We start from the raw sequence: 23979 nt of genomic DNA, 5'->3' as shown, positions 1-23979 counted from the left end.
GGGTACTACCTGGTTGCTGTTCACGTGACGTCCCGAGCCGACTGGAAAGTGGCCATGCCAAAGGTGGACATGCCGAAGGGGGGTACACGATGACGACGTTCGTAAGCCTCCGTTGACCAGCAACCAGCTGTGTCGTTTGGGCAAAACGTCGAGCAACAAGAATAGCGCGGCCGTGTCGGGCGTGTCAACGTGTGCTGCGGTCAGCGCGAGTTCTCGACGTATTGAGGCATGGGCGCGGCGGCCGAGATACCGGTGCCCAACCTAGGCGAGCCAGCCTGCGCAGGCGAGCTGCGCGTCGGGCTTCGATCAGTGGCATGCAAGATATTTTGCCCCCGGCATTGATACATGCGAAGCCTTGGAACCAGTCGTTGGTTTGTCACGAGTCCGAACAGCGCTTCAGGGTCGATCTGAGCCATTCACCAAACCCGGCGCCGCCTGTGATTGACATAAAACCTGATGTGCACGACAGGCCGTGCTCATCCGTCCGGACCTGGCGACGAGCGCCCACTAGCTTGCAACGCTTTCCGTATCTTGCGGTCCAGCCGCCGGGCCTCCTTCTCCAGCGCGTCAATCTGCTGGAGGAACGGGTACATCTCATCGAGGAGGTGGGCTTCCCGCTCCTGAAGTTTCGGGACCACGTACTTGTAATCCCACTCGTATCGTTTCAGGGCGAGCCGCGTATCGGACCACGCGCGATCGATTGGGCGCAGCTTAGCCCGCAGCTCGCGCAGCTCCTGCCAGATGTCTTTCTGCCGTCGCTGGTCGGCCTTGATAAGGGCCATTCGCCGCAGTTCTTCAGCCAGTTCGGGGCTTATGGTCATGAGTCGTGTTTCGTGGAGGAAGGAGCGTCAAGCTCCCGACTTCGGCGTTGCGAACACCGTAGTCTCCCATCTGAGCTATCCCCATCACCCGACAGAAAGTGCGCTGTTTATCGTTGCACTCGCCATGCTGATGCTCGCTATTGTAGTCGTCCGCCTCTCGGACCACGCCGCCGCAAATCGTCGTGACTAGGGCGCGCCGTCAGCTGTGCAGAGAAACACAGCCAATCGCTATACGTGAATCCGTCGGTTAACACCGAGCAAGCGAGCAACCTCCATGACACTCAACTCAAAGCGTTCCAGACATTGCTGGCGAACCAGTTCGCCAAGGATGAGAAAAATCGAGATGCACCATCAAGTTACATTAATGGCAAACGATCATGCCGCCAAGTGACAGGCGACACTTACGCGCAGGTTGCCCCCGCCGTTTGGACGATCGCGAATCCCCGCTCGCCACTGTTCCGCTGGTCATTTGCTCAGCAACAACCTTGTTAGATCATCCGCTCCAAAGTCCTAACGCACTCCGCCCCGATGCGCCGGAAATCTTCGTTGTCGAACTGTGCCTCGCCGCTGATGACGGCGTTGCGCAGTTGGCCGACTGCCTTCGCTAGATCGGTGATCGCCCCTACGGCGTCGGTGTCGTATCGGACGGCTATACGCCGCCCGAGCGCGCAGCGCCGAACAAATTCCGAAGCGCTTAATCCTGCTTTTCTCGCTCGCTCTGCAATATCCAAGGCTTCTTCCGGCAAAAGTCTCAGTTCCATTCGCGCGGTACGCGCGTTGTCAGTTTTTCTGAATCCCATCTGCGTTTGTCCATCCGTAGGCGTGTCGTTGTTCTCGGCGCAGCCGGGGTCTCGGGGCGAAGCCCTGAGTATCCCCAGAGGGTGATTGCGACGGGCGCGCAGCGACCTAGCAATCACCCGTGTGGACGGACAAACTTTAGTTTGTACGTACACCTGGCATCCTGTCCGAGATTTGTGCTGGTGGATTCACATGGTTTGAAGACGAGTTGCAGACGAGTTGAAGACGCTTTTCACATGGAGATGGGGCGTTATGCCGAACGTTTCCTGATGCCTTGATCAAGCTTCCTCAGGGTAGGCCGAACCAGCTCGCCACCTGCTCGCCGACATCGTCAACCCGGATGTTGTACGCCGCAGAAGCATCCGTAGCTCTTCTCCAAGAGGCTTACAATTTACCTTCCCCGCGTCTCCGTCGCGTCTCGATCGCATCCCCAAGTCGTCCTCAGATCATGTGAATTCCTCGGCGCAAGTTCGGGACAGGATGCGTGATGTACGTACAAACTGAAGTTTGCGCGTACCTAACGGGATGACTCAGGGCCGAGCCCCGAGACCCGTGCTCGCGTTCGCCACACAAACTTAGACGTATCGGACAAGTGGCAAAGGCCGTTCTGTGTACGACTCCCGCCGCCCCTCCTCTCCCCGGGCACAGCAGCAGGACTAGCGAAAGGCGAACGCATTCGCGCGGGCATCATGCAGCGCATGATGTTCTCCGCCGTGCTCTGCGATGTACTCGGTGAAGCGTTGCGCGTCGATCCTCTGGGCCACGTTTTCATTTTTCCACCCGCGCGGCAGCGGCCCATCAAGCAGATGGCCAAGAAGGTCGAAATCGCCCTGAAAGTCGTAACACAGCACGGGCTTGGGCTTGACTGGCACCGCCAGCAACCACGCCCGCAGTTCGACGCGCAGCTGTGCGAACGGCATCGATCGGCCCGGGAACTGGCCGAGCTGGGGCAGCACCACCTCGCGTACAAAGTCACTGCACAGCGGGCGTTCAAAGTCTATGGATTCGCCGTAGAACTCACGCCCGTCCTCGCCCACGATTGCTACGCTGATAAGCTGGAACGCATTGAAATCCGTAAACTCGGTATCAAGGAAGTAGCGGGTTTTCCACGGACTACGTGGTCCTTGGTTCCTGACCGATGCCGCCATAGTCGTCATTTTGTCCATATGCGCTCCATAAGCGGGTGCCCCTCAGCTCGCCCAGATCTCCCAGTTGCTCGCATAGTAACGTCGGTTGCATCCCGCGCAGAGCCGTTTGACCTCGCCGGACAGGTTCACCAGTATTGCCGGCATCGCCCCACACTGCTCGCAGGGCATGACCACGTCTCCCGGTTTCCGGGCGGCATCAAACAGTCCGTTCACATGCTCATGAGTCAATCTAGGTGGAAGTGCCATGTAGAAGTCCTAAGTTTTTCGGATTAAAAATCGCCCTTCCTCTCTGTGAGAAGGAAAGGCTAGAAAAGAGCCGGTTGCCGCTCTGATGCAACCGGTACGACATTCAATTCGGCAAGCCGCTCGCGAGCCCGCGCAAGATCATGCAGCAGTTGTCTTTGAAGCCAGGTTTCTGCACCATCACCGAAGGCCAGATCGAGCCGTAGCGCCATTTCAGGTGAAATGCCAGCCTTGCCGGTGATCAGGTTCGTCAGTGCCTGCCGGCTGACACCCAGCACGCGCGCGCCATCCGTAACGGTTAGCTCGAAGCGCTCCAGACACTGCTGACGTACCAATTCGCCAGGATGGGAAAAATCGGAATCGACCATTAGCACACGATAAGCCAACTCTAACGATTTGACAAGTGACACGTTACACTTATCAGGACGCTCGCGCTTGTGAAAAGCGACTTTCCCCTGCATAGCAGCCGCCTTACTGCGTAGCGGCTTCCGGCGAACCGTTTGCATGCGGCCTCTTCAGATCGGTAGTCGTTTTCGGCGTTAACATAACGCCGGGGCGAGGTAGTTCTGAAGAAACTCTTGGATATTTCTCGCGCTCAACGCTGTCGGACGTCGTAATTGTCGCGCTCTAGTTCTCGGTAGAGCTGCCGTGCCAGCCATGAATTGGCTCGCTTCGCAATAGTGAAAATTGAAGCGCTGCTCCCTCGAGGCCGACCGACTCATTTTCACCAGTGAAAATCCGCGACGTCCCTTAGCGGGACGCCGCGTCGGATGCCAAGTGGAAGATCGCTACCTTGTACAGTGAAATGCCCTGTCGAACCGACTCCAACTAAATCGAGAATGCGCGTCTTCATGGCCATATCTCCACTGTCCAATTAGAAATAGATTAAAAACTGATTAGAGCTAGCTGGGCTCAGTCAAAAATCTTCTTAGTTTCAAAGGCCTGCGACGATTGTTCCTGTGGATAGTTCGGATTCTGTGCCCCCTTTCCTCGTAATCTGTACCCCGTGTTCCTCGGAGTCTGCACCCCCGGCGTCGGGCTCTGTACCCCCTAGGCTTCGGGTTCTGTACCTCTCGATGCCAAGATCGAGCGAAGCTTCGGCCCTCCTAAGAGCCACTATGACCGGCCATCTTCCCTCGTCGGGCGGCAGCCTTTGAGCGCACATGCTTGAGCTGGGACGCCGACGGCGTTCGACTCACGCTTACCAGACCATCAGGGCTAATTTCCCATGAAAATGGCTGCCCGGCCTCATCGCTTATGTGCTTTAGCGCCTTAAAAGCTGGAACAAGACTATCTCCGGTCCAATCGAGCAGGGCCTTGTGCCGCTCCGCACTGGTCTGTGCGTTTTTCCCCGCCTCGCTGCCACAAAGGAAATGCAGCGTCTCCGCTTTGTAGGGCACCGGTACGGCGTGTGTCGAATAGAAACCGTGCAGCCATTGTGCGACTGGATGTCCGATTAGCGCGCGTCGAATACTCCAGTCGATACTCGTCCAGCCGCCGTGGTTGAAGAGCACTTTTAGCCGCGGGTTCAATATCAACACATTGCAACCGTTCGAACTGTCACGGACATAGTCATTGATCAATGACCCACAGTAGGTATGCGGCCCTTGAGTAATTTCGACGGCTGTTGCCTTCAATCTCGCGAGCACCTTCCGCAGCCATAGGCGGTTACTTTTGCCAATGTTGTTGCCGGTCGACCCACCCCTCCCTATAAGTCGAAGAAATCCCTTCTCTGTAAACGCAATGGGATCGCCAAGCTCGACCGTGCGCGCCAAGTGCAACGCGCCCGCGAATACATCGAGATCGGATTGGTCGAGCCGTGGACCGGTGTAGGTAACGTAGACACCCTTAACTGAAGCGATGGGCTCGCGCTCCATATACCGGCGCTTTCCGCGCTTGATCGCGCCAAACAATGCCGTGCGGAGAATGCCGTTGGGTACCCCTCGCATCAGTTCTGGCCAGGGCGGCAAGTGCGCGTCGGCCAGCGCTCGCTCAATATGTCTGCGATGAATCTTCGCAATTAGGTCGGCAGACGCGGAGAGCTGACGCGGCTCTCCCACGCTCGATGCAAATGTCGGTGTCTCCATCGCTCAAAGCCCGCTGGACGCATCAACATGGCTCGCCTCCGTCTCTCGGGAGCGCTGGCGTTGCCGTGCAATCTGTTCACCCTTGGTGGGTCGTCCGCGCCTCGGCTTGGCGTCGCTGTTATTTGATGAGACTAGCCCCGCCGCAGAATCGCCGTGGATGTGCCGTGCAATCCATCCTTCGACATCCTCTGTACGCCAGAGCAGCCGCTTCGTGCCTGGCAGCCGGCAAATCGGTGGCAACGATAATGGGTTACGCGTGGCATCGCTTCGGATGCTGGCGACAGACTTGTGAATACATGTGGAGAGTTCTTCTACTGTAAGCAGAGCTTTCATGGGCGTGAGTGGTCCGCGCCTGTCCGGTAAAAACCGAACAGACCCGGATGAGTCCACGGCAGCCATGGGGCTTTGAGATTTCACCGGCTCTGCCAAGCGGTGAAAGACCCAGCATGACGGGGTTGTGCCCCTCAGTGGTTATCACTCTCCTCGGAGCGCAGCACATTTGATCCGGCCTCATCCTGACCGGTGGCTCGCTCGCAAAGGCGATTGCCTTTCGGCATCCTTTCTTGCACTCTGCTACATCCGCTTTCGCTTCGTGGTTCCTGGACGGGCCGCGCCCTCGGCTATGGCGGTCCAATCCGGCTGCCGCCGGACTTGGCCGTTTACTATGCTGCCGAAGATCTCGTTACGTTTCCCCAGTGTGAATGTTCACAAGAATACACGCAAAGCGTTGCAGTGTGGCGCAAACGCCGACCATTGTCTTCATCACGCTCGCCACAAATTTGCCACACATACACTGCAAAAATCTGCTTCCGAATGCAAAACAACGCACTACATCGCAAGACGTAGTGCGTTGTTTTTAAACGAAATCTTGGTGGAGGAGAGGAGGATCGAACTCCCGACCTTCGCATTGCGAACGCGACGCTCTCCCAGCTGAGCTACCCCCCCGACGTGCAAACAATTCTAGCACAAGCATTTTCCGTTTTGCCAAGCCTCCAACCCCTGGCAACCCGACGAAAAACCATCATTTGGAAGGCGCACCCGCAAGCACCCAATCCACCACCGCACGAATATCCGCATCGCTCATCGATTGATGCGCGGGCATCGGAATCATGCCCCACACGCCGGAGCCGCCGTCCTTCACCTTGCGTGACAATTTCGCCGGCGCTTGCGCATCGCCCTTGTACTTCGAGGCGATCTGCTGAAACGACGGCCCGACGAGTTTGCGATCCACCGCGTGACATCCCATGCAGGCATTCGCGTTGGCGACCCGTTGACCACTCGACGCATCGGCGGCACGCGCAGCCGGCGCGACAACTCCCGCCAGCGCGCCAAGCATCAGCGCACTGACTGCACCGGCAACACCGCGCATCATGGCGTCGTCGCCTTCGGATTACCTGGATGCACGGCGTTCGAATTAGTGACCGGCGCGGGCGCCTGCTGTTCGAGCGGCCGCGAACTCACCGACGAATCAGGAATCGCGCCGACGGTCGCCGCGTTCGCGTCCGGTTGCGAAGCCGCCACAGGCGCCGTCCCCGCGGCGGCGGCTGCCGCCGCGGCTTCCGCCGGCTGGATATACTGGAACACCTTCACGACCTGCACCACGCCCGGCACACGGCTCGCGACGTCGGCGCCGCGATTGCCTTCGTCCATGGTGACGAGGCCCATCAGATACACCGAGCCACGCTCGGCCACCACCTTGAAGTTGTTCGCCGAAATGTTCTTCTCGGCGATCAGCGCGGTCTTCACACGCGTCTCGAGGTATGTGTCATTCGTGCGCGACGAGAACGAGCTGGCCGGCATGATCGTCAGTTCGTTGACGATCGTGCTGACGTTGTTCAAGCCACGCACGATGGTCTCCGCGCGTTGCTTCGACACGTCCCCCGCCACTTCTCCCGTCAGCAGCACGCGGCGGTTGAACACGGCCACGTTGACGTGCGCGTTGTCGGGCAAGTTCTGGCTGATCTGCGAGAGCGCCTTCACCTGCAACTCGCGATCCTCGGTCTGCGCGCCGAGCGTGCGCCGGTCTGTCGCCACCAGCGCGCTGCCGCCCGCCGCGCCGGCAACGGCGAGAAAGCAACCCTGCAACGTTGCGGACAGCCCCGCCGCGAACCCAACCACCAGCACGGTTCTCACCAGTGTCTTCTTGACGCGGAATACGCTCATCAACTAGCTCTCCTTCGGAATCAGTCTCAGTCTTCGCCCAGCAACATGGCATCGATGCCGTCGCACAGACAATGGATGGTCAGCAAATGCACTTCCTGAATACGCGCGGTGCGATCCGACGGCACGCACACATGGATATCGGTATCGCTCAATACTTCCTGCATGCGTCCGCCGCCCTTGCCGGTCAGCGCGACCACGATCATTTCGCGCTCGTGCGCGGCCTCGATCGCGGCGAGCACGTTGGCGGAATTGCCGGACGTGGTGATCGCCAGCAGTACGTCGCCCGGCTGGCCGAGTGCCCAGACCTGCTTCGAGAAAATCTGCTCGAACGAATAGTCGTTGGCGATGGCGGTCAACACCGACGTGTCGGTGGTCAGCGCGATCGCGGGCAAGCCCGGCCGCTCACGTTCGAAGCGGCCGATTAGCTCGGCGGCGAAGTGTTGCGCGTCGGCCGCCGAGCCGCCGTTGCCACACGAGAGAATGCGATTGCCGTTGGCCAGCGCGGCGAACATCGTGTCGATCGCGGCGGCGATCGGCATCGACAGGGTTTCGAGGGCTTCGAGTTTGACTGCCGCGCTGTCGCGGAAGTGTTGTTGAATGCGTTCGACTGACATCGAGTCTCTATCTTCTACCGCGAATGGACCGCACTGCGCGGTCGTGTTGTGAAGTCGTATGTGAAGTCGTGCCGCTCCGATGAACCTGGCCAGCAACGCGATGCAAGCGCGCAAACCATCGCTTATTGCGCTGCTTCCTGCGTTGTCGACGCTGCCCCGTGGCCTGCACGCGAGCGCAAGTTTATCGCACTCACGCGCGTTCTCCGCGCATGGCGTCAGACTTCGTCGGCACGGAACGCATCGCGCAACCACACGAGCCGGCCGGCTTCGAACGCAATCACGTCGAACCGGCACGCGGGTTGATCCCGCAAGTGCGAGACACGGGTCACCAGAAAATGCTGCGCGGCGCGTACGATGCGCTGCTTCTTCTGCCACCCGATACTCGCCGCAGCGCCACCATATCGGCGCTGCGCACGCGCGCGGACTTCGACGAACACCAGCGCGCCGTCACGCTCGCGCATCACCAGATCGATCTCGCCGCCGCGGCACGACACATTGCGCGCGACGAACCGCAAACGCTGGCGCTGCAAAAATTCCTGCGCACGCGCCTCGAAAGCCGCACCGACGAGTTTGGACCCGGCGCGTCCCGAAAAGTTGTGCGACGTGGCGAAGGCACCGATCGGCGCCGTCGCGCTCATGGCCGGTCCGCCGCGCGGGCCTCGCAGGCCGCGTGACACTGCGTGGCACAATGGCGGCCTCGTTCCGTCTGTTTGCGTCTTCTGCCTCATGACTCCTCTCTCCGAACTCGCGCAAGGGCAGCAGTACCCCACCTCCGCGCTGTATGTGGTGGCCACGCCGATCGGCAACATCGCCGACGTCACGCTGCGCGCGTTGCACGTGCTCGGACTGGTGGACCGTATCGCCGCCGAAGACACCCGCAACACCGGTCAGTTGCTCGCGCGCTACGGCATCTCGAAGCCGCTCGTCGCCGTGCATCAGCACAATGAACGGGCCGCGGCGCTGCGCCTGATCGAGCATCTACAAGCAGGCGAACGCGTGGCCTATGTGTCCGACGCGGGTACGCCGGGCATCTCGGACCCCGGCGCGAAACTCGTCGACGCGGTCCGTGAAGCCGGCTTTCCAGTTATTCCCCTACCCGGCGCAAGCGCGCTCGCGACCGCGTTGAGCGCTGCCGGCGACTGGGTCGCAACGTTCTCGTTCCTCGGCTTCCTGCCGCCGAAAGCAAAAGCCCGCGCCGCGACGCTACAGCCGCTCGCGACCCATCCTCACGCGATGGTGTTCTACGAAGCACCGCACCGGATCGTCGAAACGGTGCAGGCACTGGCCGACGCATTCGGCGGCGAGCGCAAGCTGCTCATCGCACGGGAATTGACGAAGTTACATGAAGCGCTGCACCGCGGCACCCTGGCCGAAGGGCCAACGTGGCTCGCCGCCGATCCGAACCGGCAACGCGGCGAATTCGTGCTGGTGGTGGAAGGCGCGCAGCCGGAAGCCGCCGGCGAACACGATCACGACGCGCTGCTGGGCATTCTGCTGGAGGAGTTGACGGTGAGCAGCGCGGCCAAAGTAGCGGCAGCCATCACCGGAGCGTCGCGCAACGCGCTGTACACGCGCGCCTTGGCGCTGAAGAAAGACGAAGAGTAAACCTGACGGACAAATGAAAAGGGCCGCGCAATGCGGCCCTTCGTTTTTCTGCGGACACAACCCAAGCGGCCGCTGTGCTGCGCGACGCTACGAGGAGCGCGCCTGACCGCGCTCGCCGCCGTTACATCACTTCTGGGCGCTCGAATCCGAGTTCGATGCCAGCATTTCATTCCGCGCGTCGCGTGCTTCCTGCTGCGTGAGCCCTTCGATCTGCACCCGCGCCGTACCGGCGTGGCGCATGTCGAGCACGGAGGCAGCGGCCATGGACAGATCGATCACGCGGCCACGCGCATACGGACCACGGTCGTTGATACGCACGACGACCGAGCGCGACGTGGCCGGATTGGTCACGCGCACATAGGAGCCGAGCGGCAACGTACGATGCGCCGCGGTCAGCGCGTGCATGTCGTAGCGTTCGCCGTTGGCGGTACGGCGGCCATGGAAGCCGCGGCCATACCACGAAGCGCGGCCGGTCTGATGAAAGTCCGAAATGCCGGAACCATCATCCGTAAGAGGCTTTGCGTCGGCCAGCGAGGAGCCCTTGGCGGTCGCGTCCGAGGCCGGCGCGCTACCGTAAGCTTGCGGTCCGAAGGAGCCCGCTTGCGTCAATTTCGTGCTCTGCGGCGCGCCGCTTTCCGACGTGTTGCTAGCGCCCGGAGGCGTGGCGCAACCCGCCAGCACAAAAAAGGCAAAAAGAGTCCCCAGACCACGGGATAACCGAGTTTTCATAAGACGTGCAATCACATTGTCGAGCCGCATCACGCAAAGTTGAGCGTGTTGCCTGCGACTCCGGCGGCAAAGGACGACAACGCGCCGCGCAGACGAGCGCAGAACGTCAAAGCCCGGATGCGGCTCACTCAGCCGCTACCGCACGGTTAATTTTCACGTCTGGCGCAACCTGTCCCCGGCAGCCTGACCAGACCCCACATGCCGCCATCGAACGTGGCAAACACGTTCTTGCGCGCGAAACTCAGCGTGCAGGAACGGCGGCGTAGGCCCCACCCAGCGTCACGGCAGTTAAGTCCGTAGCAGGCGCGCGGCGCCTGGCTGGGCAAGACGTGTGCATCGAATGCATCGATACTTGATGGCCGTCCAAAAGTGCGACAGCCCATACTTGAGTGGCAATCCGCGTGCCCATTTTTGATGGGGACGCATCGCCCTGTGGCAGCACAATTCCCTGTGCATGGAGTGCATTATACCTAAAACAGAATTTCGGGATGACAAGCGACTGAAAACCTTGATGAATTTTCACTCCTGCTGCAAAAATGAGCAGCGCAAAGCCCGCTGCGCCGGGGCTTCGGCGGCCTCGGCGAACGTGGGCGAGAGGCCGGTACAATCAACGTTTTTCCAGCGGCGCCGTCATCCATGAAAGTCACCTTGATCCCCGTCACGCCGTTCCAGCAGAACAGTTCGCTGCTCGTTTGCGAGGCAACCGGACGCGCGGCCGTCGTCGATCCGGGCGGCGACCTCGACGTCATTCAGGGCGAAATCGCGCGGCAGAACGTGACGGTCGAAAAGGTTTTCCTGACGCACGGCCACATCGATCACTGCGCGGGCGCGAAGACGCTGGCCACGCACTACGGCGTGCCGATCGAAGGCCCGCATCCCGACGAACGCTTCTGGCTCGACAAACTGCCGGATCAAAGCACGCGCTTCGGCTTTCCGGCCGCCGAAGCGTTTGAACCGGATCGCTGGTTGCAGAACGGCGAGACCGTGCAGTTCGGCGACGAAACGCTGGATGTGTATCACTGCCCGGGCCATACGCCGGGCCACGTGGTGTTCGTCAGCCGCCCGCATCGGCTCGCGCTGGTGGGCGACGTGCTGTTCGCCGGCTCGATCGGGCGCACGGATTTTCCGCGTGGCAATCATGCGGATCTGGTGCGCTCGATCCGCGAAAAGCTTTGGCCGCTCGGCGACGACATCACCTTCGTTCCGGGCCACGGTCCCACTTCGACGTTCGGCGCTGAGCGCCGCACCAATCCGTACGTCGCCGACGGAGTCGAGGCATGAGCAGCGAAATCTACGTGAGCACCGATGTCGAAGCGGACGGCCCGATTCCCGGTCCGCATTCCATGCTCAGTTTCGCCTCCGCCGCTTATACCGAAGACAAGCAACTGATCGCCACCTTCTCGGCGAATCTCGAGTTGCTCGAGGGAGCCAAGGCGCATCCCGTGCAGGAAGCGTGGTGGAAGACGCAGCCCGAAGCGTGGGAAGCCTGCCGCAAGGACTTGCAGACACCGTTGGCCGCATTGACGGCGTATGTCGACTGGGTCGAAGCCTTACCGGGCAAACCGGTGTTCGTGGCAATGCCGGCCGGCTTCGACTTCACTTATATGTTCTGGTACATGATGCGGTTTGTCGGCCGCTGTCCGTTTTCGTGGTCGGCGCTCGACATCAAGACGCTGGCCTTCGCCATGACCGGGCTGCCGTACCGCAAGAACATCAAGCCGCGCTTTCCCAAGCACTGGTTCGACGAACATCCGCACACGCATGTCGCGCTGGACGACGCGATCGAACAAGGCGCGCTTTTCTGCAACATGTTGAAGGATCTGCGCGCAAGTCAGGCGATCACGCTCGCAGCGGGTAGAGATGGGGACGGCACAGGACAAAACGCCGCTGAGGAACCGGCAAATTAGGTAATCTCCCTCGTCCAACCCGTTTTACATTGCGTTTCGTTTTCGCGCCCTCTACCATGCGTTGATACGGCGACGCAAACGGAGGCGCAGTTGACACTCGATACGTTCTCTCAAAAAATCCTGCGCCTATTGCAGCTCGACGCACGCCGCTCGGTGCAAGAAATTTCCGACCAGGTCGGCCTGTCGAGCACGCCATGCTGGCGGCGCATTAAGGACATGGAACAGTCGGGGGTCATCCAGCGCTACACGGCGCTGCTGGATCGGGAAAAGCTCGGGCTGCACGTGTGCGCCCTCGCGCATATTCACCTCACGCGGCACACCGAAGGCGGCGTGGAACAGTTCGAGCGGGAAATCGCCACCTGCCCGGAAGTCACCGAGTGCTATAGCACGACCGGCGAATCCGACTACATTCTCAAGATCGTCGCCCCGGATATCAAGGCGTACGACAGCTTCCTGCACGAACGCATCTTCAAGATTCCCGCCGTCGCCCAGGTTCGTACGAGCGTCGTGCTGCGCGAAATCAAGTTCGACACGCAATTGCCGCTGTGATCCGTTGATGGCTTAACGGCACCACCCCGCAGCATGCTCGAGTGGCGCCGCGGGCGTCAGGTGGCGCTGTGCGGTTCCGTCGCCTTCGCGGGTTCCTCAAGAGCCCCGCCGGCCTTTGGGTCGAGCGTCGCCGGATCGGCGTCCCCGGACAGCGCGTCCAATTCCAGTAGCAGGTCCACTTTGCGCGCACCCAGGCGCGCCTTCAGCGCCGCCAGATCCACTCGCCGAGCGCGTTGCGTTTCGCTGTCCAGCGCGCGCGACGACAACGCGGCCGGCAGCGCCACTTCGACATCCAGTCCCGTGCTCAGGTAGTGGATATTCACCGCCGCCGCTTTTACGCCGTGAGGCGCCAGGGCAGCGTTCACTTCCGCGATGACCCGCTCGCGCGTAGGCAGATCGAAGGGCGGACGCGCAAGCGCATCGTTCTCGGGATCGACATGAATCAAAGCGTCGAGCACGCGGTTGTCCGTCAGCACGCGCAAACGCGCCGACTCGGCGATGTAATGCCCCTCCGATACCGAGATCAGCGGATCGACCAGAATATGCGCGTCGACGAGCGCGAAGTCGCCCATCTTGCGCGTGCGCATTTCGTGCACGTCGCGTACGCCGGGCGTCGAGAGCAGCAGCGCGCGCATGTCGGCGGCGGCGGCGTTGTCGAGCGCGCGGTCGGAGAGATCCTGCAGCGCGTCCCAGCCGAACATCCAGCCCATGCGCGCCACCATGAAGCCGACGATCGCCGCGGCAATCGGATCGAGCAGCCGCACGCCAGCAAGGCTGCCGACAATACCGATCGCGACCACCAGCGACGACGCCGCATCCGAGCGCGCGTGCCACGCATTGGCGATCAACATGGCGGATCGCACGCGTTGCGCTTCGCGCAGCATGTAGCGAAACAGACCCTCTTTGGAAAACAGAACTAGCACCGCGACCGCGAGCGCGCTCATATGCACGGCGGGGATGTTTTGCAAATCGGCGAGACGCGTTCCGGCCCGCCATAACATGCCGACACCTACCGCGATCAGAAGCGCGCCCAGAAATAACGACGCCACGGTTTCGTAGCGGCTATGCCCGTAATTGTGATCCGCGTCGGGCTTTGCGCCACTATGCCGATTGGCAAACAGCACGACAAAATCGGAAATCAGATCGGCGAGGGAATGGATACCGTCGGCGACCAATGCCTGCGAGTGAGCAAACACGCCGATGACGATTTGCAGCGTCATCAACACTGTATTGAGCGCAATACTGACAAAGGTACTTTTGCGCGCAACGCGATGTTTTTCGGCGGATTGGGCAGCGGCGGCGGCAGGCATCTCTGAAGCGGAATGAAAAGTTCAATCCCTACATTCTACTCGGCGCATCTCGAAACGCGCTGGAGATACCTAAAAAATTCCTTTTAAATCAGCCGCTTATCTAAACGAAAAGCATTCGCGTTCAAGTTGGATGGAGTTCACGCGATAAAAACCGACGGCATTGGACGCGGCAATAAAAAACCGCGCCCTCGACGGTACGCGGTTCTCTCTTGCAACGGCAGACGCGATAGGTGCATCTGGATTGAAGCTATTCGTATTACTTAACGGCCAGAGGCATTAGTTGCTGGCAAAGGGGCCGGCAAAAGCGGCTGGCCAGAAGCATTACTTCTGGATCAGAAACTTCTCGCGATCCAGACCTGCGATCCAGCGGGGCGGCTTGCCACGGCCAGACCACGTGCTGCCGCTATCCGGGTCGCGATACTTCGGCGCGACACCTGCGCGCGGACGCGCGGCTTTAGCACCCTTGGCGGCACGACCACCACCGAGTTCTGTCAGAGAAATGCCGTAGTCGGTCATTTTCTGCTTGATCTCATTCAACACTTCCGCGTATTCGCGCGACTTCGCTTCTTCGATCTGCTTTTCGAGCTTCTCGCGCTGAGCGAGTAGTTCCTTGTAGGAAGACATAGGTTCCCTTTGTGGTTTGGATAAATGACTGCCAGTCTTAAGCCAGCTTGCCCTTTGAAGGTGGATCATGCCTCGGAATTTGACGGCGAGATTAACACAAAATAGAAAGATTACAAAAGCGCGCGCGTTAAATTAATCCCAATTCGTTTCAAAAAATTTCCGGCCGCCAGCGCGTTTCACCACTCCCTTTCAAATAGCTGATTTCGCATTTTGCTGAAAAACGCAGTCGGCATGAGTAATTATGGGATTAACTATCAAAAGATGAAAATTAAGACGGTGATTTGGCACCAACATTTCACGCCATGAGAGCTTTAACATGAAACTTCGTAACATATTGCGACAGCCGTTCTGCGCTGGTATTCGCATGAGTGTTTTCCCCAAACGCCGGTAAAAAAATCTAATTCATGTAGCGCTGCATGCAATCTTCGAGCGCCGCGTGCAAGGTTTCGATTTTGAGTTTCGCGTCGTCAAAGACAAAACGGCTGCGCGCACCGTTCAGTTTCACATCGGCGCCATATCGATCGACACCGAGCAGTTGAAATTCGCCCTTGCTGCCGGAATGGCTAGCGAATTGCGCGATCAGCGCGTTCTCTTCATCGAAACCGAGTGGCGGCAATGGATCGAGTTCGGCCCCGGCGAGCCATCCCATCGCGCCGAAGCCACCGATATAACGCAGCCGCTCGAGCCTCATCGCCCAGAACGTGAAATCGCCAAGCACGAGGTAGCGCTCCGCGTCCGGGTGATAGCGCAGATAGCGCTGCACCACCTCGGGCGTCGAGTCGACCGGCTCGAAGGTGCCTAGCAAAGTGACACGCTGGCCGCTCAGCACGTCGCCGTCGGGAGCGTCGACGGCCAGAAAACCGGCGCGCGGGTCGGCGTGCAGGTTATGAGTGTGCTCGGCCAGCCGACTCACGAGGATCGTCGGACGGTGTTGTGGGTCCGGTGCGAACGGCAGCACGGACGGATAAGGAAAACCTTCCGGCTGGCGCGCGTGAGTGGCGAGCGTGCCGACAGCGGCCGTGTGCAGCAGATGCAGCGGAGCGTGAGCGGGAATATTCAAGTGCGCGTTCCTCGATAGATGTACGGCGAATCACAAAAAGACCGGCCAGCGGACCACAATGCCCAACACACGCCCAACGCCTGTTACGTCCGGGCCGAACAATCGCAAAAATGCGGATTCCGCCTTCCAAGCATAAGACAGCACGCTTCGTTAGAATCGGGAATTCGCTTTCAACGCGCTTTCCCCGCGTCAGCGCTCCTCGAGATTTCCGTGTCAGACCGCTCCTCCGAATTCGCCGCCCTTCCCGCCGCTCACCGCGACCTGTCCGATACCGCCCGTCAGCGAGCCCGTATCGCCACGATGGCGGTGTTCTTCATCGCCGGCATGATGTACGCGTCGTGGGGGGTGCACGTACCGACGGTGCGCGACCGTTTCCATCTGAACGCGGCGCTGCTCTCCGTTGCGCTGCTGGCCGTGGCGGGCGGCTCGATCGGCGCGATGGCGGCCAATGCCTCGTGGATCGCGCGGGTCGGCACACGCCGCGCCTGCCTCACCGGCGGGCTGGTGATGGCGGTATGCGCGGCGCTGATTCTGGTCGTGCCCACTTACTGGCTGCTGCTGGTCGTGCTGGCCACTTTCGGCGCGGGCATGGCCACGCTCGATGTCGCGATGAACGCCGAGGCCAGCGCCGTCGAGAAAGCGCTCGGCAAGCCGATCATGTCGTCGTTGCACGGCATGTTCAGCGTCGGCGGGATGTTCGGTGCGGCGGTCGGCGGCGCGCTGCTGTCGCGCGGCATGGCGCCGGCGGTGCATCTCGTGCTGGCTGCCGCGGTCAGTGCGCTCGTACTGATCGCCGCCTGCCCTTCCGTGCTGCCGCACGTGCCGCACGCCGATCACCCCGACTCCGCCACGCCGCGCGCCAACCGCTGGCGCTCGCCGGCGTTGTGGGCGCTCGGCGCGATGGCGCTGGTCGCACTGATCGCGGAAGGCGCGATGTACGACTGGGCCACCGTCTATATGCGCGACGTCGTGCTGTCCACGCCCGCGCTCGCGAGCGCGGCCTACGCGGCATTCTCGGGCGGCATGGCGGCCGCGCGCTTTGCCGGCGACGCGGTGCGCGCCCGCTTTGGCGCGCCGCAACTGGTGATGGCAAGCGCGACGCTCGCCTGCGTCGGAATGGTCGGCGCGCTGTTGCTGCCGAATGCGGTTGTCGCGCTGATCGGCTTTACGCTGATGGGCCTCGGTCTGGCGAACATGATGCCGGTGCTGTTCGCGGCGGCGGCGAACGTCAAAGGCATTCATGCGGCGGAAGGACTCGCGCATGTTGCCGGGTTGGCGTACTTCGGGCTGCTGCTCGGGCCGGTGATCATCGGCGCGGTGACGCAGGTGACCAGTTTGCCGATCGGGTTGTCGGTGGTGGCCATCTGTTCCGCGTTGATCGCGCTCGTCGGTCCGAAGGTGCTGCGGCGTTTGAAGATCTGATGCGAAAGCGCGCCGCTGCTGCTTCGGGGCGTGCGGCGCCAAGCGAAAGGCGCTCGCTTTACGTTACGTCGACACCGCGATCACGCCGATCACCAGCACGCTCGCGCAGACGCCCCAAACCGTGGGCGACACAACCGGTCTCGGCGCACCGCTGACCGTAACGGCGCGGAAAAACAAGCGTCGAAGGGGGCGGTGAGCCCGGCAACCTGCTCGCTGTTTTTTATCCGCGCAATCGCCGCCAGCATCACATTCCGCCGGCGCCGCGTGAAAGCAGCGGCCTTTTATCCGCGTGTCACAGTTCGTGATACGTATCGTAGTGACGCGAGAAGTCGTTACTGCGGAGAAAATTGGTGAACGTCATCGTCACCGACGCATCCAGTCCTTCCACGTAATGCCACCAGCCGATCTGCAGAAACAGTAATTCACCGGGCGCGAGCGAGCATTCGATCAACTGCGCTTGCCGCATCGACGGGAAACTGTCGTAGTCGATTGCGCCACCGTCCACGTGCGAATAGCAATGCAGATGGTTTGCCATATACGGCGTGTCGGACAGCGGCACGAGTTTGATCTGTTTGCGGCCGATCACCTGCGCCATGAAGTTATTGGTCAGGTCGTGGTGAAACGGCGTCTTTGTTCCGGCCGGTCCCATCCAGAAGAAACCGGTGTCGGGAGACGCGCCGTCGAGATATTCGTCGATTGGCGGTACATCGGACCATAACGCCGCGAGTGCCGCGCGATCGTGCGAGGTGTTATTGGCGGTCATGTAGAAATCGTTAGTCCGCCCGCTCCGCTCGACGAGATCGACATAATCGGCAAAGCGCATCATGCGGCTGAGCCTGAGCTGATTGATTTCGTAATTCGCGTCCGTTTCGCGGCCGAACTGCACTTCCACGTCACAATTGCCGCACCGTTCGCGAAGGTAATCCCAGTTCCATCGCGAACGCGCAGGCCAGAAATCGAATGCGCCGGTGATGATCACCGGCCGGTTCTGAAAGTAGTACTGCTCGAAGAACGCGTCGCGCGATAAACGTTCGCGCCGTTCGATTACACCGCTCGCCGCTCGCATGCGATTGAGCTCGCCATACACCGACAATATCCATTCGCGCTTACGCAAACGATTGCGCAGACGTGTTGCACCGTGAAAATAAGGACTCGCGAGCGCCGCATCGATTTCTCGCGTGGCATCCGCCGCGTCGAAACCATGGCCGACCAGCGCGCTGTGCAACGCGGACGATGGTGCGTCGAGCAGCAGATTCTCGGCGATCCAGCGGCGCCACGCATCGTCGAACGAACGGGTCACGGTGGTCACGGCAGTCCCTCCGAGCAATGCGGATCGGCAAAAAGAATCCGCAAAACAAAAGGCACGCGAACCTCGCGGCGCGCGTGCCTCTTTTCTCATGCAACCGAAGACAGACAACACGCTGCCCTTCGGTCACGCGATTTTTACATCTTCACTACGTCGAGCAGCGTCTTCTTGCCTGCCTTGTAGTTGTACAGCGAGATCACGCCGTGCTGAAGGTCGCCCTTCGAGTCGAACGTGGTTTCACCGATCACACCCTTGTAATCCGTGCTCGGCATCGCTGCCAGGATCTTCGCCGGATCGGTCGAGTTAGAACGCTTCATAGCGTCGACGATGATGTACACAGCGTCATACGTGAACGGAGCGTAGATCTGGATCGGCTGACCGAAACGCTTCTGATACTTGGCGAGGAACGCCGAGCCGCCAGCCATCTTTTCGAGCGCCATACCGGCTTCCGAACAGACGATGTTGTCGGTTGCGTCGCCAGCCAGGTCCGACAGCTTGTCGGTACACACGCCGTCGCCTGCCAGCACCTTCGCGCGCAAGCCGAGTTGCTTGGCTTGCTTGGCGAACGGGCCGCCGGTGGCGTCCATGCCGCCGTACATGATCGCGTCCGGGTTTTCGCCCTTGATCTTCGTCAGAATCGCGCGGAAGTCGACAGCCTTGTCGTTCGTCGCGTCGTGCGACATCACGTTCAGGCCCAGCGACTTGGCGGTCTTTTCGAATTCGTTTGCGAGACCCTGGCCGTAAGCGGTCGAGTCGTCGACGATCGCGACGCTCTTCACTTTCAGACCCTTCGCTGCGTAGTTAGCCAGTGCCGGACCTTGTTGCGCGTCGGTCGCGACGACGCGGTACGTCGTCTTGAAACCTTGTTGCGTGTAGGCCGGGTTCGTTGCCGACGGCGAGATCTGCACGATGCCAGCATCGCTATAGATCTTCGAAGCCGGGATCGACGTGCCCGAATTCAAGTGGCCAACGACCGCGACGACCTTATCGTCGACCAGTTTCTGCGCGACTTGAGTTGCCGTACGCGGGTCGGCTGCGTCGTCCTGCGGATCGAGTTGCAGCGTGATTTTCTGGCCACCGATCGTCAGGCCCTTGGCGTTGATTTCTTCAACTGCCAGGCGCGCGCCGTTTTCGTTGTCTTTACCCAGGTGAGCGATACCGCCGGTCAGCGGTGCAACGTGACCGATCTTGACGACCGTGTCGGCTGCAGCCGAAGTTGCCAACGTCGCGAACAGCATCGCCGCAGCGCTGATCGGCAACAGCTTTTGAATCTTGATGTTCATGTAAGTCTCCAGTTTCGGTCCCAAAAACAACGTAATCGCCCTGTGCCCCCGCTTCCCCAACACGTGTCGCTCAGTCCCGTGGACGACCACGCCGGTTGCATCGTTCATGCACTTGGCCAGCACGCTCGCCGGACTGTTTGTGGCAGGCGGCAAACCGTACTTGCGCGCAAGTGTAGGCCATCAAATTAATTTGTGGGGCTTTTTTAAGGAAGTGGGATGAACACTAATAGCGTTTATCCAACAGGCGCTGATTCCGGCTGGAAAGAGAGACTGGAAAGCACCAGCCCATGCGGGTTTCCGCTATGTGAGGCTTTCGTCTAACAGCACGGCCTAAAGCTTTTAGCGTGTTAAACCGTTAATCATCCGAATAGGCTTCGTGCTTGAAAAGGAGGCACGTCCGGAGCCCGTCCGGATCGTGCTGAATCAGCGTTTGAACGCGGCGATACGCGCCGTCGCCTCGCGCCATTCGTGTTCGAGTTGGCCCATCAGTTCGGCGGCGCCGAGACCTTCGCGGCGGGCGCGGCCCATAGGCGCGCCCTGGCCTGACCAGAGCGAGAGATAGTCGCCGTTTTCCGCACGGCTCGCGGTTTGCCGCAGCTCCTGCGTCAACGCGTTTTGCACTGGATACGGCGCGATCTTCTGCGCCGCTTCGCTCAACCGCCGCATCAGCGGATTGCGTATGCCGCGAGCATGGCGGCCGGTAATCGCGCGCGTGACCGAAGTCGACGTGTCGGACGTGGAGCGCACTCGGGTTTTCCATGCCTGCGGAATCGCGCTCTCGTGACAGGTGAGAAACGCGGTGCCCATCACCGCGGCTTGCGCGCCGAGCGCGAGCGCGGCGACGATGCCGCGTCCGTCCATGATGCCGCCGGCGGCGAGCACCGGCAGCCCGGTTGCGTCGACGAGCTGCGGCACGAGCGCCATCGTGCCGACCAGCGCGTCTTCGAATGCGCCGATAAATGTGCCGCGATGCGCGCCGGCCTCCGCGCCTTGCGCGGCAATCGCATCGGCGCCCGCGTCGCGCCAGGCCACACCTTCGGCGGCATGCGTCGCCGTGCCTATTACATATAGACCGTTGGCGTGCAACCGGGCGACGTCGTCGGCTGGCAGCAATCCGAATGTGAAGCTCGCCAACGGCACGCGCAATTCGATCAACATGTCCAGTTGCGCGCGGAAGTCCGGCGCGTAGCGTGCGAGCGGTGCGCCCGGCGGCAAACCGAGGTCGTGGCGCAACGGATCGATGGCTTCGAGCGCGCTACGCACCGTCGCATCGTCCGGCGTGGCCGGCTCGAGCACGAACAGATTCACCCCGAACGGACGATCCGTCAGCGCGCGAATCGCCGCGACTTCGCTTGCGATCTTCTCGGGCGAGAGCGCCGCGCCCGCCAGAAAACCGAGACCGCCCGCGTTCGATACCGCGGCGACCATCGCCGGCGTCGTTGCGCCGCCCGCCATCGGCGCCTGCACGACCGGCACGCGCAACCCGAAACGCTGCGCAAACGGCGTCACAAAACTGCCTTCACTCATGATGATTTCCTTTCCCGTCAATGCGCTCGCGACATGAGCGAGCCGATACGCTTCAATGTACCGAGGCGGCCCGCACGGGAAAAATGAATTATCGAGAACGTTTCAATCGCCTTACGAGATTTCCGCTTCGCGGGGCCACGCTGCAGGGCGTTTCTTTTGATGGCAAACTGACCGCCCCGCTTCAGGTATTGAAGCCTCTGGTATTCAATCAGACCGACCTCGCGCAGCCGCGCGCGAGTCAATGGAGAGCAACATGAGCACCACTTCCCGATGGATCGACATTCCCGCCGGTAACGACAGTTTCGGCGGCTACCTGGCGTTGCCCAAAGGCGGCAAGGGACCGGCGGTCATCATCATTCAGGAAATCTTCGGCGTGAACAGCCATATCCGTTCGGTCGCGGATCAGTACGCGCAAGACGGCTACGTCGCGCTCGCACCGGACGTGTTCTGGCGCGTGCAACCGCGCGTGGAATTGACGTACGACGGCGCCGATCGCGAGAAGGGCATCGAACTGATGCAGAAACTCAAGGTCGATGAAGCCGTGGCCGATATCGGCGCAGCCGCAGCCGCACTGCGCGCCATGCCGGAAGTGACTGGCAAGGTGGCGGCAATCGGCTTTTGCTTCGGCGGCCGGCTCGCGTATCTGGCCGCGGCGCAAGGCACGCTCGACGGCGCGGTCGCCTACTACGGCGGCGGCATCCAGAACCAGCTCGACGAAGCCGCAAAGGTCAAAGTGCCGATGCAATTTCACTACGGCGAACTCGACGCGCATATCCCACTGTCGGCCGTCGGTCAGATTCAGGAACGCTTCGCCGGCCGCACCGACGCCGAATTCCACATCTATCCGAACGCCGATCACGGCTTCAACTGTTCGGACCGCGCGTCGTACAACCAGCGCGCCGCCGCGTTTGCGCATGGCCGCACGCTGACGTTCCTCGGCGAACGTCTGTAACGCGCGGTTCTAATTGGTGCGCTGATTGCTGCCGCTGTTCGCGACGCTTATCAGCGCGCGTCAATTGCGCTTTTTTGTTGGCGCTTTTCATGTGCGTCAGTAACTCGCGCGCATAACTCAGTTACTCTCTCAAAGACGGCGTGTCTGTGGCACGCCGTCTTTTCCATGTGCGGCAATCAATCCGGGCGACGAAACCTCGCGGCGCGGTTCAGCGCGCGCATGGACCGCCGGCCGGTTCAACACTCGATAGCGAGGGCTCATCCGTCGTGCATTCAGACTATCTCGCTCATGACGCCACCGGCCTCGCCGAATTGATACGCAAGCGCGAAGCAAGTGCGCGCGAGTTGCTCGACATTGCGATTTCACGCACCGAAGCCGTCAATCCCGCGATCAATGCGATTGTCCTGAAGGACTACGACGCAGCCCGTCAACGCGCTTCACGCGACGACGCGAGCCGTGCGAACGGTGCAAACAACGCCGATGGCGTCAGCGCGCAAACAGCGCTGGCCGGCGTGCCCTATCTGATCAAGGACCTCGGCGCGCCGGTCGCCGGACTGCGCATGGCCATGGGCAGCCGCCACTACCGCCACTTCATTCCCACCGAAGACGCCCCGGTGGTCGCGCTGGCGAAAGCGGCCGGCCTGAACATCTTCGCCAAGACCAGCACGTCCGAGCTCGGCCAGATGCCTTATACGGAGCCCGAACTGTTCGGCGCGTGCCGCAATCCGTGGAATCTCGACCATACGCCGGGCGGCTCGAGCGGCGGTGCGGCGGCGGCGGTTGCCGCCGGCATCGTACCGCTCGCGCATGCATCGGACGGCGGCGGCTCGATCCGCATTCCGGCGTCATGCTGTGGGCTCTTCGGCCTCAAACCTTCACGCGGACGTGTGCCGCGTGCGACCGCGGAGGCTGAGGCCGGTGAACTCGGCGTCGATCATGCGGTGTCGCGCAGTGTGCGCGACAGTGCGCTGCTGCTCGATCTGCTTGGCGGCAATGCCGACCGGCCGCTCGGCGCGCCGGGCACGTTTCTGAGCGCGAGCCGCGAGCCGTGCAAACCGCTGAATATCGCGTACGTCACCGAGCCGATGCTCGCACCGTCGCTTTCCGCCGACGCGCGCGCCGCGCTCGAAGACGCCGCGCAACTTGCCAGCTCGCTCGGCCATAACATCGAACCGGTGTCGCTCGGCATCGACTTCGCGACGGTTCGCCACGCGTTCCTCACGCTCTGGTCCGTGACGGCGGAAGATCTGGTGCTGAACGCCGAGCGCATCAGCGGCCGCAAACCGCTGCGCGCCGAATTCGAAATCTCGACATGGGCGATGGCGCATGTGGGTCGCAAACTCGGCGAACGCGGCCTGCCCGCCGCGCTCGAAGAACAACGCCGCATCACCGGGCTGCTCACCGATCTGCTGAATCGCTACGACGTGATTCTGTGCGCCACGCTCGCCGCGCCGCCGATCAAGATCGGCGAGATGCGGCCCACGTCGGCGGAACGCATGCAGATGCGCGCCGTCACCACCATGCCTCTCGAGGCGCTGATGAAGAAGGTGCTGATGGAAGCGTCGAACAAGGCGTTCACGTGGGCCGGTTGCACGGAACTGTTCAACCTGAGCGGCCAGCCGGCGATGTCGGTGCCGCTCTACTGGAATGCGCGCGGGCTGCCGATCGGCGTGCAATTTGCCGCGCGCGACGGCGGCGAGGCGACGCTTCTGCGTCTGGCCGCGCAGCTCGAAACGGCAAGGCCGTGGTTCGACAAGCGGCCGCCTTTGATACAGGCACGCAACTAGACGAGAGGTTTAGGAGAAGGTGTCGCAGCGAAGTAGCGGCAATG

At 61.3% G+C, this 23979-nt stretch carries 23 protein-coding genes and 1 tRNA gene; 7 read left to right on the top strand and 17 right to left on the bottom strand.

The window, feature by feature from the left end:
• Positions 1 to 476 precede the first annotated feature (476 nt).
• From P0D73_RS28740 to P0D73_RS28695, 10 genes are all read right to left on the bottom strand, one after another.
• The gene (locus tag P0D73_RS28740; RefSeq protein ID WP_408433826.1) at positions 477 to 821 is read right to left on the bottom strand and encodes a hypothetical protein; all 345 of its coding nucleotides are present in this window, start codon (positions 819 to 821) and stop codon (positions 477 to 479) included.
• A gap of 488 nt (positions 822 to 1309) precedes the next feature.
• On the bottom strand, positions 1310 to 1621 hold the full coding sequence (locus P0D73_RS28735) for a plasmid mobilization protein (protein ID WP_408433823.1): 312 nt from the start codon (positions 1619 to 1621) through the stop codon (positions 1310 to 1312).
• Positions 1622 to 2275: 654 nt separating this feature from the next.
• Entirely contained in the window at positions 2276 to 2785 is a 510-nt protein-coding gene (locus P0D73_RS28730; RefSeq protein WP_408433820.1) for a 3'-5' exonuclease family protein, read from the bottom strand.
• 287 nt (positions 2786 to 3072) lie between these two features.
• Entirely contained in the window at positions 3073 to 3516 is a 444-nt protein-coding gene (locus tag P0D73_RS28725) for a HigA family addiction module antitoxin (RefSeq protein ID WP_408433817.1), read from the bottom strand.
• 600 nt (positions 3517 to 4116) lie between these two features.
• On the bottom strand, positions 4117 to 5097 hold the full coding sequence (trfA, locus tag P0D73_RS28720) for a plasmid replication initiator TrfA (RefSeq protein ID WP_408433815.1): 981 nt from the start codon (positions 5095 to 5097) through the stop codon (positions 4117 to 4119).
• 869 nt (positions 5098 to 5966) lie between these two features.
• Positions 5967 to 6042, bottom strand: a tRNA-Ala gene (locus P0D73_RS28715).
• Positions 6043 to 6118: 76 nt separating this feature from the next.
• Entirely contained in the window at positions 6119 to 6469 is a 351-nt protein-coding gene (locus P0D73_RS28710) for a c-type cytochrome (RefSeq protein WP_408433812.1), read from the bottom strand.
• Positions 6466 to 7260 carry a BON domain-containing protein gene (locus P0D73_RS28705; RefSeq protein WP_408289754.1) on the bottom strand — a complete coding sequence of 265 codons (795 nt, stop codon included), beginning with the start codon at positions 7258 to 7260 and terminating at the stop codon, positions 6466 to 6468. The genes P0D73_RS28710 and P0D73_RS28705 overlap by 4 nt, the downstream gene beginning before the upstream one ends.
• Positions 7261 to 7286: 26 nt before the next feature.
• Positions 7287 to 7874, bottom strand: coding sequence for a phosphoheptose isomerase (locus tag P0D73_RS28700; protein WP_408180411.1), 588 nt, complete (start codon positions 7872 to 7874; stop codon positions 7287 to 7289).
• Between the two features lie 215 nt (positions 7875 to 8089).
• On the bottom strand, positions 8090 to 8512 hold the full coding sequence (locus P0D73_RS28695; protein ID WP_408180410.1) for a YraN family protein: 423 nt from the start codon (positions 8510 to 8512) through the stop codon (positions 8090 to 8092).
• Between the two features lie 88 nt (positions 8513 to 8600).
• Between P0D73_RS28695 and rsmI the strand changes: the two genes are divergently transcribed.
• Complete coding sequence (gene rsmI / locus P0D73_RS28690; RefSeq protein WP_132376338.1) at positions 8601 to 9479, top strand: 16S rRNA (cytidine(1402)-2'-O)-methyltransferase; 879 nt, start codon at positions 8601 to 8603, stop codon at positions 9477 to 9479.
• Positions 9480 to 9605: 126 nt separating this feature from the next.
• Here the strand turns inward: rsmI and P0D73_RS28685 are convergent, their stop codons facing one another.
• Positions 9606 to 10208 carry a septal ring lytic transglycosylase RlpA family protein gene (locus P0D73_RS28685; RefSeq protein ID WP_408289757.1) on the bottom strand — a complete coding sequence of 201 codons (603 nt, stop codon included), beginning with the start codon at positions 10206 to 10208 and terminating at the stop codon, positions 9606 to 9608.
• A 636-nt stretch (positions 10209 to 10844) separates the two neighbouring features.
• Between P0D73_RS28685 and P0D73_RS28680 the strand changes: the two genes are divergently transcribed.
• From P0D73_RS28680 to P0D73_RS28670, 3 genes are all read left to right on the top strand, one after another.
• Positions 10845 to 11489, top strand: coding sequence for an MBL fold metallo-hydrolase (locus P0D73_RS28680; RefSeq protein WP_408433810.1), 645 nt, complete (start codon positions 10845 to 10847; stop codon positions 11487 to 11489).
• Positions 11486 to 12115, top strand: a complete 630-nt coding sequence (locus P0D73_RS28675; RefSeq protein WP_132376342.1) for a 3'-5' exonuclease family protein — start codon at positions 11486 to 11488, stop codon at positions 12113 to 12115. Before P0D73_RS28680 ends, P0D73_RS28675 begins: the two co-directional genes overlap by 4 nt.
• 90 nt (positions 12116 to 12205) lie before the next feature.
• Complete coding sequence (locus P0D73_RS28670) at positions 12206 to 12664, top strand: Lrp/AsnC family transcriptional regulator (RefSeq protein WP_012431468.1); 459 nt, start codon at positions 12206 to 12208, stop codon at positions 12662 to 12664.
• A gap of 56 nt (positions 12665 to 12720) precedes the next feature.
• On the opposite strand, the gene P0D73_RS28665 is transcribed toward P0D73_RS28670, so the two are convergent.
• The 3 genes from P0D73_RS28665 to P0D73_RS28655 all read right to left on the bottom strand — a co-directional run bounded on the left by P0D73_RS28665 (position 12721) and on the right by P0D73_RS28655 (position 15658).
• Entirely contained in the window at positions 12721 to 13974 is a 1254-nt protein-coding gene (locus P0D73_RS28665) for a cation diffusion facilitator family transporter (RefSeq protein ID WP_408433807.1), read from the bottom strand.
• A gap of 321 nt (positions 13975 to 14295) precedes the next feature.
• Entirely contained in the window at positions 14296 to 14598 is a 303-nt protein-coding gene (locus P0D73_RS28660; RefSeq protein ID WP_132376344.1) for an H-NS histone family protein, read from the bottom strand.
• 397 nt (positions 14599 to 14995) lie between these two features.
• Positions 14996 to 15658 carry a HugZ family pyridoxamine 5'-phosphate oxidase gene (locus tag P0D73_RS28655; protein ID WP_132376345.1) on the bottom strand — a complete coding sequence of 221 codons (663 nt, stop codon included), beginning with the start codon at positions 15656 to 15658 and terminating at the stop codon, positions 14996 to 14998.
• A 210-nt stretch (positions 15659 to 15868) separates the two neighbouring features.
• Here P0D73_RS28655 and P0D73_RS28650 point away from each other — a divergent pair, with 210 nt between their 5' ends.
• Entirely contained in the window at positions 15869 to 17080 is a 1212-nt protein-coding gene (locus P0D73_RS28650) for an MFS transporter (RefSeq protein WP_408433803.1), read from the top strand.
• A gap of 292 nt (positions 17081 to 17372) precedes the next feature.
• On the opposite strand, the gene P0D73_RS28645 is transcribed toward P0D73_RS28650, so the two are convergent.
• From P0D73_RS28645 to P0D73_RS28635, 3 genes are all read right to left on the bottom strand, one after another.
• Entirely contained in the window at positions 17373 to 18389 is a 1017-nt protein-coding gene (locus P0D73_RS28645) for a cupin-like domain-containing protein (protein WP_408433800.1), read from the bottom strand.
• A 134-nt stretch (positions 18390 to 18523) separates the two neighbouring features.
• Positions 18524 to 19669 (bottom strand): branched-chain amino acid ABC transporter substrate-binding protein, encoded by a 1146-nt coding sequence (locus P0D73_RS28640; RefSeq protein ID WP_132376348.1) that lies wholly within the window; start codon positions 19667 to 19669, stop codon positions 18524 to 18526.
• A 423-nt stretch (positions 19670 to 20092) separates the two neighbouring features.
• Entirely contained in the window at positions 20093 to 21196 is a 1104-nt protein-coding gene (locus tag P0D73_RS28635; protein ID WP_408433797.1) for an NAD(P)H-dependent flavin oxidoreductase, read from the bottom strand.
• Positions 21197 to 21449: 253 nt separating this feature from the next.
• Between P0D73_RS28635 and P0D73_RS28630 the strand changes: the two genes are divergently transcribed.
• Both P0D73_RS28630 and P0D73_RS28625 read left to right on the top strand, forming a co-directional pair.
• A complete protein-coding gene (locus P0D73_RS28630; RefSeq protein WP_408433794.1) occupies positions 21450 to 22148 on the top strand; it encodes a dienelactone hydrolase family protein in 699 nt (232 codons plus the stop codon).
• A 266-nt stretch (positions 22149 to 22414) separates the two neighbouring features.
• Positions 22415 to 23935 carry an amidase gene (locus P0D73_RS28625; RefSeq protein WP_132376351.1) on the top strand — a complete coding sequence of 507 codons (1521 nt, stop codon included), beginning with the start codon at positions 22415 to 22417 and terminating at the stop codon, positions 23933 to 23935.
• The last annotated feature ends 44 nt before the right edge of the window (positions 23936 to 23979 follow it).

This window comes from Paraburkholderia sp. RL18-101-BIB-B, from assembly GCF_046026985.1.
Classification (GTDB): Bacteria; Pseudomonadota; Gammaproteobacteria; order Burkholderiales; family Burkholderiaceae; genus Paraburkholderia.
Note: the sequence above shows the minus strand (reverse complement) of the source record. Positions and strands in the feature narration are given on the sequence as shown.

What these genes read in the sequence shown, in the direction of transcription:
- P0D73_RS28740 (WP_408433826.1), bottom strand. Translation starts at nt 821, where the DNA reads ATGACCATAAGCCCCGAACTGGCTGAAGAACTGCGGCGAATGGCCCTT.
- P0D73_RS28735 (WP_408433823.1), bottom strand. Translation starts at nt 1,621, where the DNA reads ATGGGATTCAGAAAAACTGACAACGCGCGTACCGCGCGAATGGAACTG.
- P0D73_RS28730 (WP_408433820.1), bottom strand. Translation starts at nt 2,785, where the DNA reads ATGGACAAAATGACGACTATGGCGGCATCGGTCAGGAACCAAGGACCA.
- P0D73_RS28725 (WP_408433817.1), bottom strand. Translation starts at nt 3,516, where the DNA reads ATGCAAACGGTTCGCCGGAAGCCGCTACGCAGTAAGGCGGCTGCTATG.
- trfA (WP_408433815.1), bottom strand. Translation starts at nt 5,097, where the DNA reads ATGGAGACACCGACATTTGCATCGAGCGTGGGAGAGCCGCGTCAGCTC.
- P0D73_RS28710 (WP_408433812.1), bottom strand. Translation starts at nt 6,469, where the DNA reads ATGATGCGCGGTGTTGCCGGTGCAGTCAGTGCGCTGATGCTTGGCGCG.
- P0D73_RS28705 (WP_408289754.1), bottom strand. Translation starts at nt 7,260, where the DNA reads ATGAGCGTATTCCGCGTCAAGAAGACACTGGTGAGAACCGTGCTGGTG.
- P0D73_RS28700 (WP_408180411.1), bottom strand. Translation starts at nt 7,874, where the DNA reads ATGTCAGTCGAACGCATTCAACAACACTTCCGCGACAGCGCGGCAGTC.
- P0D73_RS28695 (WP_408180410.1), bottom strand. Translation starts at nt 8,512, where the DNA reads ATGAGCGCGACGGCGCCGATCGGTGCCTTCGCCACGTCGCACAACTTT.
- rsmI (WP_132376338.1), top strand. Translation starts at nt 8,601, where the DNA reads ATGACTCCTCTCTCCGAACTCGCGCAAGGGCAGCAGTACCCCACCTCC.
- P0D73_RS28685 (WP_408289757.1), bottom strand. Translation starts at nt 10,208, where the DNA reads ATGAAAACTCGGTTATCCCGTGGTCTGGGGACTCTTTTTGCCTTTTTT.
- P0D73_RS28680 (WP_408433810.1), top strand. Translation starts at nt 10,845, where the DNA reads ATGAAAGTCACCTTGATCCCCGTCACGCCGTTCCAGCAGAACAGTTCG.
- P0D73_RS28675 (WP_132376342.1), top strand. Translation starts at nt 11,486, where the DNA reads ATGAGCAGCGAAATCTACGTGAGCACCGATGTCGAAGCGGACGGCCCG.
- P0D73_RS28665 (WP_408433807.1), bottom strand. Translation starts at nt 13,974, where the DNA reads ATGCCTGCCGCCGCCGCTGCCCAATCCGCCGAAAAACATCGCGTTGCG.
- P0D73_RS28660 (WP_132376344.1), bottom strand. Translation starts at nt 14,598, where the DNA reads ATGTCTTCCTACAAGGAACTACTCGCTCAGCGCGAGAAGCTCGAAAAG.
- P0D73_RS28640 (WP_132376348.1), bottom strand. Translation starts at nt 19,669, where the DNA reads ATGAACATCAAGATTCAAAAGCTGTTGCCGATCAGCGCTGCGGCGATG.
- P0D73_RS28635 (WP_408433797.1), bottom strand. Translation starts at nt 21,196, where the DNA reads ATGAGTGAAGGCAGTTTTGTGACGCCGTTTGCGCAGCGTTTCGGGTTG.
- P0D73_RS28630 (WP_408433794.1), top strand. Translation starts at nt 21,450, where the DNA reads ATGAGCACCACTTCCCGATGGATCGACATTCCCGCCGGTAACGACAGT.